At 72.4% G+C, this 15,187-nt stretch carries 11 protein-coding genes and 1 pseudogene; 11 read left to right on the top strand and 1 reads right to left on the bottom strand.

Annotation, left to right across the window (positions count from 1 at the left end; translation table 11 throughout):
- Positions 1 to 30 precede the first annotated feature (30 nt).
- The 8 genes from ABZ948_RS04070 (at position 31) to ABZ948_RS04105 (ending at position 10,973) form a co-directional block, all read left to right on the top strand.
- A complete protein-coding gene (locus ABZ948_RS04070) occupies positions 31 to 522 on the top strand; it encodes a DUF2975 domain-containing protein (RefSeq protein WP_359757021.1) in 492 nt (163 codons plus the stop codon).
- Entirely contained in the window at positions 522 to 767 is a 246-nt protein-coding gene (locus ABZ948_RS04075; RefSeq protein WP_359757023.1) for a helix-turn-helix domain-containing protein, read from the top strand. Before ABZ948_RS04070 ends, ABZ948_RS04075 begins: the two co-directional genes overlap by 1 nt.
- Positions 764 to 1,918 (top strand): NAD(P)/FAD-dependent oxidoreductase, encoded by a 1,155-nt coding sequence (locus tag ABZ948_RS04080; protein ID WP_359757025.1) that lies wholly within the window; start codon positions 764 to 766, stop codon positions 1,916 to 1,918. Before ABZ948_RS04075 ends, ABZ948_RS04080 begins: the two co-directional genes overlap by 4 nt.
- A gap of 175 nt (positions 1,919 to 2,093) precedes the next feature.
- A complete protein-coding gene (locus ABZ948_RS04085) occupies positions 2,094 to 4,571 on the top strand; it encodes a transglycosylase domain-containing protein (RefSeq protein WP_359757027.1) in 2,478 nt (825 codons plus the stop codon).
- Positions 4,572 to 5,100: 529 nt separating this feature from the next.
- Positions 5,101 to 5,565 (top strand): peptidase inhibitor family I36 protein, encoded by a 465-nt coding sequence (locus ABZ948_RS04090; protein ID WP_359757029.1) that lies wholly within the window; start codon positions 5,101 to 5,103, stop codon positions 5,563 to 5,565.
- Between the two features lie 256 nt (positions 5,566 to 5,821).
- On the top strand, positions 5,822 to 7,120 hold the full coding sequence (locus tag ABZ948_RS04095) for an MFS transporter (protein WP_359757031.1): 1,299 nt from the start codon (positions 5,822 to 5,824) through the stop codon (positions 7,118 to 7,120).
- 133 nt (positions 7,121 to 7,253) lie between these two features.
- Entirely contained in the window at positions 7,254 to 9,683 is a 2,430-nt protein-coding gene (locus tag ABZ948_RS04100) for a SpoIIE family protein phosphatase (protein WP_359757033.1), read from the top strand.
- A 111-nt stretch (positions 9,684 to 9,794) separates the two neighbouring features.
- Positions 9,795 to 10,973, top strand: a complete 1,179-nt coding sequence (locus ABZ948_RS04105; protein WP_359757325.1) for a GTP-binding protein — start codon at positions 9,795 to 9,797, stop codon at positions 10,971 to 10,973.
- A gap of 104 nt (positions 10,974 to 11,077) precedes the next feature.
- Here the strand turns inward: ABZ948_RS04105 and ABZ948_RS04110 are convergent, their stop codons facing one another.
- Positions 11,078 to 12,790: an IlvD/Edd family dehydratase gene (locus ABZ948_RS04110; protein WP_359757035.1), complete on the bottom strand. Its 1,713-nt coding sequence runs from the start codon at positions 12,788 to 12,790 to the stop codon at positions 11,078 to 11,080.
- Between the two features lie 49 nt (positions 12,791 to 12,839).
- Here ABZ948_RS04110 and ABZ948_RS04115 point away from each other — a divergent pair, with 49 nt between their 5' ends.
- From ABZ948_RS04115 to ABZ948_RS04125, 3 genes and pseudogenes are all read left to right on the top strand, one after another.
- Positions 12,840 to 13,664, top strand: a complete 825-nt coding sequence (locus ABZ948_RS04115) for an IclR family transcriptional regulator (RefSeq protein ID WP_359757037.1) — start codon at positions 12,840 to 12,842, stop codon at positions 13,662 to 13,664.
- 64 nt (positions 13,665 to 13,728) lie between these two features.
- A complete protein-coding gene (locus ABZ948_RS04120; RefSeq protein ID WP_359757039.1) occupies positions 13,729 to 14,751 on the top strand; it encodes a zinc-dependent alcohol dehydrogenase in 1,023 nt (340 codons plus the stop codon).
- Positions 14,752 to 14,915: 164 nt separating this feature from the next.
- A pseudogene (locus tag ABZ948_RS04125) lies at positions 14,916 to 15,143 on the top strand (GNAT family N-acetyltransferase); the annotation flags it as partial.
- Between the last annotated feature and the right edge of the window lie 44 nt (positions 15,144 to 15,187).

The raw sequence follows: 15,187 nt of genomic DNA on the forward strand, positions 1-15,187 counted from the left end.
TTCCATCGCGTTTCGATTGAAGGGGCATCGATGGGAAAGATCACCGTGCTGGCGCTGCGAGCCGTGCTCGTGGCGCTGCTCGCGGGTTCGCTGTTCGTGCAGACCGTGATGGTCGCGCTGCTGGCCGACGACATGGAGGGCGGCGCCCTCGCGGACCGGCGCGTCCCGATCCTGCTGATCGTGGTGCTGGGCATCGCCTCGGCCCAGGCGGTGCTGGTCTGTGTCTGGCAGCTGGTGACGATGGTGCGACGCGGGAACGTGTTCTCCGACGGCGCCTTCCGGTACGTGCACATCGTGATCGGCGCGTTCGTCGCGGCGGCGCTCCTGGTCTTCGCGCTGGGCGTGGTGCTGGCTCCGGGTGAGGCCGTGGCGCCGGGCGTCGTCCTCCTGCTGGGGGGCGTCTCCCTGGCTGTCTTCGCGGTGGCCCTGATCGTGCTCGTGCTGCGGATGCTGCTCGCCCAGGCCGTCGCCCGCGACGTCGAGGCGGCCCGCATGCAGGCAGAGCTGGCCGAGGTGATCTGATGCCGATCGTCGTCGACATCGACGTGATGCTGGCCAGGCGGAAGATGTCCGTGGGCGAACTCGCCGAACGCGTCGGCATCACCCCCGCCAACCTGGCGGTCCTCAAGAACGGCCGTGCCAAGGCGGTGCGCTTCACGACGCTGGCCGCGCTCTGCGAGGTCCTGGAGTGCCAGCCGGGAGACCTGCTGCGCTGGGAGGCCGAGAACCTCGCGGACGAGGCCGCACCGGCGGGACATCACCTGTGAAGCCGACCGACACCTCCCGCCTCGGGGCCACCACCCGCAGCGACGTCCTCGTCGTCGGCGCGGGACTGGCCGGCCTGCACACCGCCACGCTCCTCGCCCGGCAGGGCCACGACGTGCTCGTGGTGGACCGGCGTACCAGTCTCGCGGGCGCGATCCGCACCACGGGCATCTTCGTGCGCAAGACGCTCGACGACTTCCCGCTGCCTCCCGAGCACCTGGGCCCGCCGATCCGGCGGGTCGTCCTCTACCCGCCCGACCTGCGCCGCCCGGTGGCCCTGGTCAGCGAACGCGACGAGTACCGCGTCGGCGACATGGCGCCCCTGTACACGGCCACGGCGGCCACCGCGGCGGCGGCCGGCGTGCGGATCGCCCTGGGCACGCGCTACGCCGGCCGTCAGGACGGAGCCGTCCGTCTGGTCGGGCGCGACGGGCCGACCCTGGCCCGGGCACGTTTCGTCGTCGGCGCCGACGGGGCCCGTTCCAGCGTCGCCCGGGACCTCGGCCTCGACCGGAACCACCACCTGCTGGTGGGCGCCGAGGAGGTCTTCGCCGTGCCCGGTCACGGCGAGCCGCCGACGTTCCACTGTGTGCTCGACCCCTCGCTCGCTCCCGGCTACCTGGCCTGGGTGGTCGACGACGGGCAGCACGCGCACGTCGGCGTCGCCGGCTACCCGGACCGCTTCCCGGGGGGACTGCGCCAGGCGTTGCGGCGGTTCAGCGCGTCGGCGCCCGGCCTGGCCGGCGTGGACCGGCCGGAAGCGGTGGAACGGCGCGGCGGCCCGATCCCCGTCGGTGGTGTGCTGCGCCGGATCAGTTGCGCCGACGGTCTTCTGGTGGGGGACGCGGCGGGCGCGGTCTCCCCCCTCACCGCCGGGGGGCTGGACCCGTGCCTGCGGCTGTCGGAGTTCGCGGCCGCGGTCCTCGACGACGCGTTGCGGTCCGGGCGGCCGGACGCGCTGTCCTCCTACGACGGTGCCGCTCTGCGGGCCCGCTTCCGAGGGCGGCTCACGCTGCGCAGGGGGCTGGCACAGGTGCGCACGCCGGCCATGGCGGGGGCGGCTTTCACACTGCTGCGCACGCCGCTCGGCCGGGCCGCGGCCGGCCGGGTCCTCTTCGGCGACAAGTCCTTCCCCACCCCGGCCCCTCGCTGACTCCCCCTGCGGGTCGCTGACCGCACGCCGCCCTGCCGGCCCTTCGGCCAGGGCGATGCAACGGGACCGGAATATCTGCCCGATAAGCCGGTCAACAGCAGCCCAAACCGTCCGGCCCGCGCCTCGGCGGCCGCTTACGCTCATGCCCTCCGCACCTCACCGAAGGCAAGCAAGAATGAGCGATGGCCGCAGCGCACCCTCCTGGCCGGACGGCGAGTACGCCACACCGCCCGCGGCCGGGCAGGCCCGGTTGACGCGCGCGGAGATGCGCAGGGCCGCCCGGACGGCGAACCGGCGGCCGGCGCGCGGGAAGGGCCGGGCGCGGGCGCGAGGCGCCTCGGCGAGCGCCGGGTCCTCGTCGCGGCGACGGCCGTCGGACAAGCGCAGGCTCATCGACTATCCGCGGGCGGGCAGACGTGGCGTGCGGCGCTGGCTGCCGTCGTGGAAGCAACTGGCCGGACTGTTCCTGACGGTGTGCGGCAGCCTGCTCGCCGCGGTGGCCTACGCGTACGCGACCGTGTCCATCCCCAGCGTCAATCCGGACACCCAGACGCAGGCGAACACCTTCTACTGGTCGGACGGCTCGCAGATGGCGGAAGTCGGCCAGGTCGACCGGCAGAACGTGACCCTCTCCCAGGTGCCCTCCGCCGTCCAGTGGGACTTCCTCGCGGCCGAGAACGCCTCGTTCTACACCGACCCGGGTGTCGACCCGCAGGGAATCCTGCGGGCGATCTACCACATGGCGCAGGGCGGTGAGGTGCAGTCCGGGTCGACCATCACCCAGCAGTTCGTCAAGAACACGTACCTCAACCAGAGCCAGACCCTCTCGCGCAAGCTCGACGAGATCATGATCTCCCTGAAGATCGGCGGGAAGCTCAGCAAGCGGCAGATCCTCCAGGGCTACCTCAACACCTGCTACTACGGCCGCGGTGCCTACGGCATCGAGGCGGCGTCCGAGGCCTACTACGGCATTCCCGCGCAGAGACTGACCGTGAGCCAGGGCGCGTTCCTGGCGGCCACGGTCAACGCTCCCAGCGTGATGATGAACGCCGACGACCCGCAGCAGCGGGCACCGGCCGTGGCCCGCTGGAAGTACGTACTGGGACGGATGGCGGCCATCGGCAAGATCAGCGCCGCGCAGAAGGACCGTTACCTGCACGCCGGGTTCCCGACACCCGAACCGATGCGCGGACGGGGCTCCATGAGCGGGCAGATCGGCTATCTGGTCCAGGTGGCCGAGCAGTACGTCGAGCAGCACTCGTCGATCTCGGACCAGCAGCTGAACGAGGGCGGCTACCAGATCCACACGACCTTCGACAAGCACGAGGTGGCCGAGCTGAGTTCCTCGGTGGCGGCGATGCGCAAGCAGCACCTGGACCCGGACCACCGTGCGGCCGACCGGAACGTCCAGGTCGGTGCCGCCTCCGTCGACCCGACCACGGGCGCCGTCGTCGCCCTGTACGGCGGGGACGGGTGGGACAAGGGCCACTACACCGACAACGCCGACAGCTCCGGCGTGCCGGTGGGCTCCACGTTCAAGCCGTTCGACCTCGCCGCCGCGCTCGACCACGGCGCCGTGCTCTCCCCCGGCGCGGCGCCCTCCCCCATCACGCCGGAGAGCCTGTTCGACGGCGACGACGGCATCGAGATCAAGAACCAGCAGGGCCATGCCCTCCCGGACGGCAGTGACCCCACCGGACTGCTGCACCAGCAGAACGACACCCCCACCAAGTGGGGTTACATCACCCTGCGCAAGGCGATGGAGCAGTCGGTCAACACCCCGTACGTGCAGCTCGGGGAGTACGTGGGCTACGACAACGTGGAGAACGAGGCGCTGCAGGCCGGTCTGCTGCGCAACAGCCTGCAGTACGACACCGCCGGTTTCTACATCGGCACCTCCACCCCGTCGGCGATCCGGATGGCCGACGCCTACGGCACGTTCGCCGACCACGGCATCCGTCACCAGCCCTACTCCGTCACCGAGGTGGTGCACGCCGGCGGGCGGCTGCCCGGGTTCCGGGCGCCCTCGGGCACCCGGGCGATGCCCGCCTCGACCGCCGACACCGTCACCGACGTCCTCCAGGACGTCGTCCGGCACGGCACCGGCACCAACGCCCTCGCCCTCGGGCGGCCCGCCGCCGGCAAGACCGGCACCACCGACGACTACAAGTCGGCCTGGTTCATCGGCTACACGCCGCAACTGTCCACAGCGGTCGCCATGTTCAAGGAGAACCCGAAGAACTCGGGCCTGCAGTCGATGGCGGGGGTCGGCGGCTACAGCAAGGTCTTCGGCGCCGACATGCCCACCCAGGTCTGGCTCGGCTACATGACCGCGGCCCTCCAGGGGCAGCCGGTGCTCTCCTTCCCCGCCGCGCCGCAGCTCGGCCAGGGCACGAACGAGGACGGCGCGCCCTCCCCCGGCCCCTCCCCGTCCCCCAGCGCGTCCCCCACGCCCTCCCCCACCCCGTCGGCCCCCTCTCCCACCCCGTCCCTTACACCGTGCAGCGACATCCCGGGCGGGTGCGCCTCCCCCACCCCGACGCCCTCCCCGTCGCAGCCCGGCGACGGCACCGCGGGTGGCCTCTTCGGCCCGGGGACCGGAGGCCAGGGGCAGGGGGCAGCCCCCGGGCCGACGATGCGTCCGCGGAACTGAGGTCCTCGTCGGCCGGATGCGTCCAGGACGAGACGGGAGAGCGAAACACCCTGGACCAACGAGGAGATGTCCGGAAGATCCCTGCCGGCGCCCCGCCGGCATCCCGGAGGGGAGACGCAATGCTTCGGACGCCGCCGAGTACATCCCGCCGCGGCCCACCGAGGGCGGTTTCGAGACGGTGTCCCGCTCGCTGCGGACCCGCTTCGTCGAGGAGTGGAACGACCGCCCCGAGGCTGCCGCCGCGTCGGCGGAGGCGTTGCGCACCCAGGTGATGACGGCGCTGCGCGACGGCACGGCACACCGACTGATCCCGATGACGGGGCGTGACGGAGGGCTAGCCCCTCGGCCGGACGCGCCCGGGATGCCTGCCCGCCCGGGCGTGGAAGCCGTCGCCCGGAGATACCGGCGCGTGCGCGGGGGGCGTGCGGCGGGACGGTCAAGAACTCCGGTACAGCCATGTGGGGGAGCTCGGGCGACCTGGCCCAGGGGCATATGACTCCGTGACATCACTCTTCGTCGGGAGTCGCCCGTGAACCGCAACGCCTTCGACATCCTCACTCCGCCCAAGCGGTCCGCCGTGTTCTTGCGTACGACGAGCGGGGCGGGGAAGCGCCTGGCCTGGCACGCGGGCCTGGTGGCCGTCCTCACGGCGTTCCTGCTCCCGCTCGGGGCGGTACCGGCCCTCTCGGCCCCGGCCGGCCTCGGCGACTGCCCGCAGTACCGCTTCTGTGTCTACGCGGCCCACAACTTCGAGGGCCGGCCGACGGCGTACAAGCTGCCCGCCGGACGGGAGTGCCTGGACACCCGCGAAGGCAGGTCGTACTACAACACCATGCTCGACACCCTGCGGGTATGGGAGTTCAGCAACTGCACGGGCCGCTCGGAGCTGGTGGCGGTGGGACAGTCGGGCAACGCGACCGCCTTCACCTACGACGCCGTGAACTCCGAGTACTGCGGCGGCGCCTGCCGGCGCGCCGCCGGCGGTGAGCACTGAACGCTCGAGGGGCGGGCGAATTCCGCTTTCGCACCCGGTCGGCGACGACTAGGGTGCGGACGCGACGAGTCACTACCAGGAGCGAAGACATGGTCGGTGTTCCGAGCGCGCGTTGACGTTTTCGGCCGTGAGCGGCCCGTCATCGCGTGCTGCCCTTGATGTTGCGGCACAGCGAGCCTTCCCCTCGCCTGAACCACCGGTGCACGTCTCCGTGCTCGGTGGCGGGCCTCGTCGTCGGCAACCACAAGGGATTCCCGTGCCGTCCGCTTCCTCCGCCGTATCCGATTCCGATCGGCCTGTTCCGCCGAGCCTGTGGCGGAACGCCGACTTCCGCAGGCTCTGGGTGGGGCAGACGGCCTCCCAACTCGGCGAACACGCGACCCTGGTGGTCCTGCCGCTCTTCGCCGTCCTGACGCTCCACGCCGGTCCGGGACAGTTGGGGGCACTCCGCGCGGTGGGGCAGGCGCCGATCCTGCTGTTCTCGCTCTTCGCCGGCGCGTGGGTGGACCGTTGGCGGACCCGCACGACCATGGTGCTCACGGACGCCGGCCGGGCCCTGGCCCTGGGCGCCGCCGCCCTGGCCGGCCTCCTCGGCTGGCTCGGGCTGCCCGCCCTCTTCGTGCTCGCCTTCGCCGTCGGGGCCCTGTCGGTGTTCTTCGACGTGGCGTACCAGGCGTCCCTCGTACGCCTGGTGGAACGCGACCAACTGGTGCGGGGCAACAGCGCGTTGGAGGGCAGCCGGTCCGCGGCGCAGATCGGCGGCCCCGCCCTCGGCGGCGCGTTGGTGTCCCTGCTGTCGGCGCCGCTCGCCGCCGCCTCCGGCGCGCTGTTCTTCGCGCTGTCGTTCCTGTCGATCCGGCGGATCCGCCGGGCCGAACCGGTCCCGGAGCGCCCGGAGCACGCCCCTCGGGTGTGGCGGCGCATTCACGAGGGCCTGCGTTTCGTCGCCGGCGATGCCGCGCTGCGGACCGTGTGCCTCGCCTCGGCGGCCTTCCAGTTCTCCCTGGCGGCCGTGATGACCGTCTATCTGCTCTTCCTGCCGCGGGAACTGCACCTGTCGGGCACCGTCGTCGGGCTGGCGCTCACGGCGGCGGGGCCGGGCGCGCTCCTGGGCTCGCTGCTGGCGGCCCGCCTGCCGGGCCGGTTCGGTCACGGCGCGGTGCTGGTGTGCGCGGCGGCGGTCGGCGACGGCGCGTTCCTGTGGGTGCCCGCGTTGCGGGACTCCTCCGCAGTGACGGTTCCCGCGCTGCTCGCGGCCGGCTTCGTTTTCGGGTGCGGCGGCCAGTTGGTGAACGTCACCGTCATGGCCGTGCGGCAGGCCGTCACCCCGGACGGGATGCAGGGGCGCGCGGCCGCGACCCTCACCTTCGTGGGCATGGGGATGACCCCGCTCGGTTCCCTGACCGGCGGGTTCCTCGCGGAGGAGTGGGGGTTGCGCACGAGCCTGCTGGTGACGGCCGCGGGCATGATGCTCTCTCCCGTGATCATCGCCCTGTCCCCGCTCGCCCGCCTGGGACGGGAGCTTCCGGTCCGGCACGACGCACCGCCGGCCTGACGGGAGGCACGTCCTGACCACGGACCCACTCAGCGTCCTTTATTGCAATTTCATCACTAATGCTGAATTCTAAACTCTATGTACCAGTCTGCTGCCGCGTCGGACCGGTGCCTGCTGCCGGCAGGATGACGTGATGCCTCCACCAGACACCATCGGGGGCGATGGGGCGGGGCTGGAACCGCTGCCGTCGATCGACGACACGGCGACGGCCCGGGCCGTCGTGGACGCCCGCGGCACGGTCGTCGGATGGAGCGAGGGCGCGCACCGCCTCGTGGGCTACCCGGCCTCGGAGATCGTGGGCCGGTCCGCGGCCGTGCTGCTCGCCGGGAAACCCCCCGCCGGGCCACTGCGGTCCCTGGAAGGCGCGCGGCGGTGGAGCGGCTCGGCGACCCTGCGGCACCGGGACGGACGCGTCCTGCCGGTGACCCTGCTGGCCCATAGGCGGGAGCGGCCCCCAGGAGGCGAGTCGCACGAGTGGGTGCTGGTCTCGCCCGTGTCTGCCACCCGGCCGGAGTCCGACGAGCACGCTCTGATCGACTGGTCCCTCGCCCAGTCCCCGTGCACCATGGCCCTCTACGACACCCGCCTGCGGCTGCTGAGGGCCAACGCGGACATGGAACGCGTGATGGGTCTCTCCGAGGCGGAGATGCGCGGGCTGAGGGTGTCGGAGATCCTCCTCCATCCGGAGGGTGAGCGCGCCGAGGAGTTGATGCGGCAGATCCTCGGCACCGGCGAACAGCGGCACCTCGACGCGGCCCTGCACCTGGCCGGCGACGACCACGAGAGCGTGTGGTCGGTGTCCCTGGCTCCGGTCCGCGACCCCGACGGAGTGGTGCGGGGAGTGCTGCTGTCCGCGCACGACATCACCGAGCAGCAACTGGCCCGCCGGCGGCTCGCCCTGGTCGCCGAGGCCGGCGTGCGCATCGGCACCACCCTGGACCTGGCCCGCACCGCGCAGGAACTGGCCGACGTGGCCGTCGGGCAGTTGGCGGACTTCGTCACCGTGGACCTGCTTCCCGACATCGAGGACGACCGGGAACTGCGGGCGGAGACGCTGCCCGAGCCGATCACACTGCGCCGCGTCGCCAATCAGTCGGTGCTGCCGGGGTGCCCCGAAGCCGTCGTCCCGCTGGGTACGGTCGCCGCCTACCCGGACACCTCCCCCGCGGCGGAATGCCTGGTCTCCGGGGAGCCGCTGATCCACACGGTGACCCCGGAAGGCATCGACCGGTGGGCTTCCCTGGCGCCGGACCGTGCGGAACGCGTGCGCCGGTTCGGCTTCCACTCGGTGCTGGCCGTACCGATGCGCGCCCGCGGTGCCACCCTGGGCGTGGCCACCTTCTCCCGCCACCGGCGGCCCGAGCCCTTCGAGCACGACGACCTGCTGCTGGCCCAGGAGATCACCACCCGGGCCGCCCTGTCCATCGACAACGCCCGCCGCTACACCCGTGAACGCGACACCGCGCTGACCCTGCAGAGCAGCCTCCTGCCGCAGAAACTGCCCCCGCAGCCCGCCGTGGAGGTCGCGTCCCGCTATCTGCCCGCCAGTGCGCAGATCGGTGTGGGCGGCGACTGGTTCGACGTCATCCCGCTCTCCGGCGCCCGCGTGGCCCTGGTGGTCGGCGACGTCGTGGGCCACGGCGTGCAGGCCTCCGCCGCCATGGGACGGCTGCGCACCGCCGTGCGCACCCTGGCCGACGTCGACCTGCCCCCCGACGAGCTGCTGACCCACCTGGACGACCTGGTCAACCGGTCGCTCGCCGAGACCGACGGCACGTCCGGCACCGCAGACATCGGCGCCACCTGCCTGTACGCGGTGTACGACCCGGTGTCACGGCGCTGCACCCTCGCCCGCGCCGGTCATCCCGAACCCGTGCTGGTCAGCCCCGCGGGCGAGGCGCGCGTCCTGAGCCTGCCCGCGGGGCCCCCGCTGGGGCTGGGCGGCCTGCCGTTCGAGGCGGCCGAGGTCGAGCTGCCCGAGGGCAGTCTGCTCGTGCTGCACACGGACGGCCTCATCGAGGCCCGGGGCCGTGACATCGACGAGGGTCTCGACCTCCTGCTGAACGCGCTGGTCCGGTCGGGCACTTCGCTGGAGGGCATCTGTGACGCCGTCCTGCGCGAGGTGCTCCTGCCCCGGCCCACCGACGACGTGGCGCTGCTGCTCGCCCGCACCCGGGCGCTGGACTCGGCCCACGTCGCCACCTGGGACGTACCGCCGGAGCCGTCCGCGGTGGCCGAGGTCCGCAACAAGGCGATCCGACAGCTCCAGGAGTGGGGCCTGGGCGAGGCGACGTTCGTCACCGAGCTGGTCGTCAGCGAACTGGTCACCAACGCCATCCGGTACGCCGGGCCGCCGATCCAGTTGCGCCTGATCCTGGACCGCAAGCTCATCTGCGAGGTGTCCGACGCCAGCAGCACCGCCCCTCACCTGCGCCGGGCCCGTGTCTACGACGAGGGAGGGCGCGGCCTGCTGCTGGTCGCCCAGCTGTGCCAGGGGTGGGGGACCCGTCACACGTACCAGGGCAAGACGATCTGGGCCGAGCAGGCCCTGCCGGCCGGGTGACGCCCCGACCGGCGGACACTCCTCCCTCTGCTTTGGAAACGGGATCCGTTTTCATATAACGTCTTCCTCGCCCGTCACAGGAGGAGAACCATGGCCGTCCCCGAGGGAAAAATGTCGCACCGGCTGCCGGTGACCGTTCTGTCCGGCTTCCTCGGGGCAGGAAAGACCACGCTGCTCAATCACGTGCTCGGCAACCGTGAGGGACTGCGGGTCGCGGTCATCGTGAACGACATGAGCGAGGTCAACATCGACGCGGCGCTGGTGCGCGGCGGTGAGGCCGCGCTGTCGCGCACCGAGGAGCGCCTGGTCGAGATGACCAACGGATGCATCTGCTGCACCCTGCGCGACGACCTGCTGGAGGAGGTCGACCGGCTGGCCCGCGAGGGCCGTTTCGACTACCTCCTCATCGAATCGAGTGGCATCTCCGAGCCCATGCCGGTCGCGGCCACCTTCGCCTTCGCCCGCGACGACGGCGCCACGCTCGGCGATCTCGCCCGTCTGGACACCATGGTCACGGTCGTCGACGCGGCCAACTTCCTGCCGGAACTGGCGAGCGGCGACGAGCTGGTCGAGCGCGGCCTCGACCAGTACGAGGACGACGAACGCACGGTCAGCGACCTGCTGATGGACCAGATCGAGTTCGCGGACGTCCTGGTGCTCAACAAGCTCGACCTGGTCGACGACGCCGACGCGCGGCGGCTGCGGGCGACGCTGACCCGCCTCAACCCGGCGGCCCGGATCGTGCCCGCCGTCCAGGGCCGCGTGGAGCTTCAAGAGGTACTGGGCACCGGGCTGTTCGACCTGGAGCGTGCCCAGCAGGCCCCCGGCTGGGTCATGGAGCTCAATGGCGACCACGTTCCGGAGACCGAGGAGTACGGCATCTCGTCCACCGTCTTCCGCTCCGAACTGCCCTTCCATCCGGGGCGGTTGTGGAGGTTCGTGACCGAGGAGATGGACAGCGGCGCCTACGGCCAGGTACTGCGCTCCAAGGGCTTCTTCACCCTGGCCAGCCGCCCACGGGTGACGGGGCTGTGGTCGCAGGCCGGCTCCGTCGCACGCTTCGAGCCCTCCGCCGCCCGCGACACCGACAGCCCGGCGGGCCAGGAGCTGGTCTTCATCGGTACGCGGCTGCACGCCAAGGCGCTCCACGCCGCGCTCACCGACTGCCTGCTGGCGGACGGCGAGAGTCTGCCGGCCGACGACCCGTTCCCCGCCTGGGACACCTACGGCGTCGACGACACCTGCGACCACGAACAGCCCGGACACCGCGACCTCGTGGCGCACACCTGAGACCCCGGGCCGGGCGGTGGACGCAGCCACGGCACCGCCCGGCCCGGAACACCCCGTCCGCAGCCGACGCTCAGGCCCCAGGTTCCGGTGCGGGAGCCGGCAGGTCAGTGCGACTCGCGGCTGACCTCCGAGCCGCTGGAGCCGACGAGGAAGTCCAGGTCGGCACCCGCGTCGGCCTGGAGGACGTGGTCGACGTAGAGGCGTTCCCAGCCACGCCGCGGGGCGGCGAAGCCGACGAGGGTCGCGTCGTTCGGTGTGCGGTCGGCCAGTTCGCCGGCGGGGACCTCGACGTCGATGCGGCGGGCTTCGACGTCGAGACTGATGACGTCCCCCGTGCGCACCACGGCGAGGGGGCCGCCGGCCGCCGCCTCGGGCGCGACGTGCAGGACGACGGTGCCGTAGGCCGTGCCGCTCATCCGGCCGTCGCAGACGCGGACCATGTCGCGTACGCCCTGCTCCAGCAGCTTCTTGGGCAGCGGCATGTTGGACACCTCGGGCATGCCCGGGTACCCCTTGGGTCCGCAGCCCCGCAGGACGAGCACGGAGTCGGCGTCGACGTCGAGGTCCGGGTCGTCGATCCGGGCGTGGAAGTCCTCGATGCTGTCGAAGACGACGGCCCGGCCGCGGTGGCGCAGCAGGTGCGGGGAGGCGGCGGCCGGTTTGATGACGGCGCCGGCGGGTGCGAGGTTGCCCCGCAGCACGGCGATCCCGCCCTCGGCCACCAGGGGCTGGGAACGGGTGCGGATGACCTCCGTGTCCCAGATCGGGGCGTCCTCGAGGTGGTCCACGAGCGGGCGGCCGGTGACGGTCAGTGCCCCGGGGTCGAGCAGGTCGCGGACCTCCCGCAGGACGGCGAGCAGTCCCCCGGCGCGGTGGAAGTCCTCCATGAGGAAACGCCCGGCCGGGAGGAGGTCCACGAGCACCGGGACCCGCGAGCCGATGCGGTCGAAGTCGTCGAGTGTCAGGTCGATGCCCAGTCGGCCGGCGATGGCGAGCAGGTGGACGACCGCGTTGGTCGATCCGCCGATGGCGGCCAGCGCCACGATCGCGTTGTGGAAGGACGCCTTCGTCAGCAAGGCGCCCGGCCTCCGGTCGGCGGCCACCATGTCGACGGCCAGGCGGCCGGTCCCGTGGGCGGCTTCCAGCAGGCGGCTGTCCGGCGCGGGGGTGCCGGCGACACCGGGGACGACCGTGCCGAGCGCCTCGGCGAGCAGCGCCATGGTCGAGGCGGTGCCCATGGTGTTGCAGTGTCCGCGGCTGCGGATCATGGCCGACTCGGAGCGGGTGAACTCCTCCTGGGAGAGCGTGCCCGCCCGCACCTCCTCCGACAGGCGCCACACATCGGTGCCGCAGCCCAGCGGCCGGCCACGGAAGGTGCCGGTCAGCATCGGGCCGCCGGGCACGACGACGGCGGGCAGGTCCACCGAGGCGGCGGCCATCAGCAGCGCCGGGATGGTCTTGTCGCAGCCGCCCAGCAGCACCACGCCGTCGATCGGATTGGCCCGCAGCATCTCCTCCGCGGCCATCGCCGCCATGTTCCGCCAGAGCATGGCGGTGGGCCGCATCTGGGTCTCCCCCAGCGAGACCACCGGCAGCTCCAGCGGGATGCCGCCGGCCTCGTACACGCCGTCGCGGACGGAGGCGGCCACCTCGCTCAGGTGGGCGTTGCACGGCGTCAGATCGGAGGCGGTGTCGGCGATGGCGATCTGCGGACGGCCCTCGAAGGCATCGCCCGGGACGCCGCGTCGCATCCACGCCCGGTGGATGTAGGCGTTGCGGTCCTGGCCCGCGTACCACTGTGCGCTGCGCAGCTTCACACCCGCCTCTTTCCAGTAATCGGTACGGAGGTCTAACCTCTGGAACCCCATGGAGCATACGCAGACGCCCAGAGGATCGACAGACCGCGACGGGGACGACTCGGAGCCCGCCGGCGGCGGTCGCCTGGTCGGCTCCGACCGTGTCCTCGCCGTCCTCAAGGAACTCGCCCGCTACCCCGACGGGGTGGGCCTGGAGGAGCTGACCCGGGTGATCGGCAGCCCCAAACCCACCGTGCACCGGGCCCTGGGCGCCCTGCGCCGGGCGGGTCTGGCCGGGCAGGACGCGCGCGGCCGGTACGTGCTGGGGGACGAGTTCCTGCGGATGGCCTTCGCCCACCACGAGGCGCGCCCCGAGCACGTGCGGATCCGCCCGGTGCTGGAGGCGCTCGCCCACCGGTTCGGCGAGACGGCGCACTACGCGGTCCTCGACGGGCGGGAGATCGTCTACCGGGCCAAGGTCGACCCGCCCGCCGGCGCCGTCCGGCTGACCTCGACGATCGGCGGCCGCAACCCCGCGCACTCCACCGCCGTCGGGAAACTGCTGCTGGCCCACCGGTTGGACACCCTGGAAGCGGTCCGGGAGTGGATCGGCGACCGGCCCCTGGAGCCCCGCGCCCCGCACACCCGCCGCACGGCCGAGGACCTGCACGGCGAGCTGCGGGCCGTCAGGGAACAGGGCTACGCCCTCGACGACCAGGAGAACGAACCCGGCGTCAACTGCCTCGCGGTGCCCGTCTACGCGGCCTCGCCCACGGCACCCAGCGGCGCCGTGAGCGTCAGCGCCCTGACCTATCGCACGCCGCTGCGCACGCTGACCGAAGCGGCCGACGAGATCCGGGCCGCACTCGGCCCGCTGGCACACCCGCACCGCTGAGTTCCGCCTCCACGTCCCGCCCACCGTACGGAGACCACCCCATGCATCCCATGGACCCCACGGCATGAGGGCGTTCGTCCTGACCGCCCCCGGCACATACGAAGTGCAGGAGGTGCCCGCACCCGAACCGGCTCCCGGGGAGGCCGTCGTCGACGTCGAACGGGCCGGCGTCTGCGGTACCGACGTCGAGTTCTTCACCGGCGAGATGGCCTACCTCCACCAGGGTCATTCCTCCTACCCCATGCGCCTGGGGCACGAATGGGCCGGCAGGGTGGCGGCCGTGGGCCACGGTGTCGACCCCGCCTGGATCGGCCGGCGTGTCATGGGCGACACCATGCTCGGCTGCGGCATCTGCCGCCGCTGTCTGCGCGGCCACCAGCACGTGTGCGACCAACGGCATGAGGTCGGCATCCGCGGGGACCGGCCCGGCGCCCTCGCGGAGCGACTCGCCGTGCCGGTCTCCTCGCTGCACGTCCTGCCCGACACGGTCGACGCGACCCTCGGCGCCCTGGTGGAGCCGGGAGGCAACGCCCTCCGGGCCGCCCGGGCGGCACAACTGCGGCCGGGTGACATGGTGTTGGTGCTCGGCCCGGGCACCATCGGACTGCTCGTCGCGATGTTCGCCCGTGCCACAGGCGCCGAGGTCCACCTGATGGGGCGGACCGAGAGCTCCCTCGCCTTCGCCCGCGCACTCGGCTTCCCGCACACCTGGTCCGAGACCGAGGTCCCGGACCTCCCCTTCGACGCGGTCATCGACGCCTCGAACGCCGCCCACCTGCCCGCGACGGCCCTCGACCTCGTGGAACCGGGAGGCCGTGTCGTCTGCATCGGACTCGCCGGCGAACCCAGCCGGATCGACACCCGCACGCTCGTCCTCAAGGACGTCACCGCGGTCGGCATCCTCTCCGCCTCCCCCGGCCTGTCCGCCACCATCCGCGCCTACGCCGACGGATCCGTCGACCCCCGCCCCCTGGTCGCCGCGACCGTCCCCCTCACCGAGGCGGGAGCCGTCCTCGCCGGACAACGCCCACACGACGCGGGCCCCGGCCCGAAGATCCATGTGGATCCCCGCCGGCTCGACGTCTGAGCGGATCGAGGGGTGGCCGCAGCAACCTCGGGATCGCGCAGTTCCGGCCGAACGCTGTGACCGCCTGACTCATTCTTGAACGGCGCAACCGCAGCGGGCGCGCACATGTCCTGCAAAGATGTGGTCGTTCAGTGGTCGGTCAGGACACCGAGGGAGCCGGGGCCATGAGTTGGTCGGGGGGCGGCGGGGACTCGGGCGGTCGGTCGTTACGGGTCACCGGCGGCACGGCGGGGCATCCGGGCCGGGCGGCCGAGGTCGTCCTCGCCACCCGCGGGCACGAGGAGGTCGGCCGATTACGCTTCCGCGCCTGCCCAAAGTGCCGCACGGGACGGATCCTCGACATCTGGGTCGAAGAGGAGTGGCGGCGGCAGGGACTGGGGCGTGAGGCCCTGCACTGCCTGCTCGTCCTCCACCCGGGCCATCGGTGGACCACCAC

The sequence above is a fragment of the Streptomyces olindensis genome (assembly GCF_040645895.1).
Classification (GTDB): Bacteria; Actinomycetota; Actinomycetes; order Streptomycetales; family Streptomycetaceae; genus Streptomyces; species Streptomyces olindensis.

Bases quoted from the DNA above. Each gene is read 5' to 3' on its own strand.
- ABZ948_RS04100 (WP_359757033.1), top strand. From the start codon at position 7,254: ATGCCTCCACCAGACACCATCGGGGGCGATGGGGCGGGGCTGGAACCG.
- ABZ948_RS04070 (WP_359757021.1), top strand. From the start codon at position 31: ATGGGAAAGATCACCGTGCTGGCGCTGCGAGCCGTGCTCGTGGCGCTG.
- ABZ948_RS04120 (WP_359757039.1), top strand. From the start codon at position 13,729: ATGAGGGCGTTCGTCCTGACCGCCCCCGGCACATACGAAGTGCAGGAG.
- ABZ948_RS04075 (WP_359757023.1), top strand. From the start codon at position 522: ATGCCGATCGTCGTCGACATCGACGTGATGCTGGCCAGGCGGAAGATG.
- ABZ948_RS04085 (WP_359757027.1), top strand. From the start codon at position 2,094: ATGAGCGATGGCCGCAGCGCACCCTCCTGGCCGGACGGCGAGTACGCC.
- ABZ948_RS04105 (WP_359757325.1), top strand. From the start codon at position 9,795: ATGTCGCACCGGCTGCCGGTGACCGTTCTGTCCGGCTTCCTCGGGGCA.
- ABZ948_RS04115 (WP_359757037.1), top strand. From the start codon at position 12,840: ATGGAGCATACGCAGACGCCCAGAGGATCGACAGACCGCGACGGGGAC.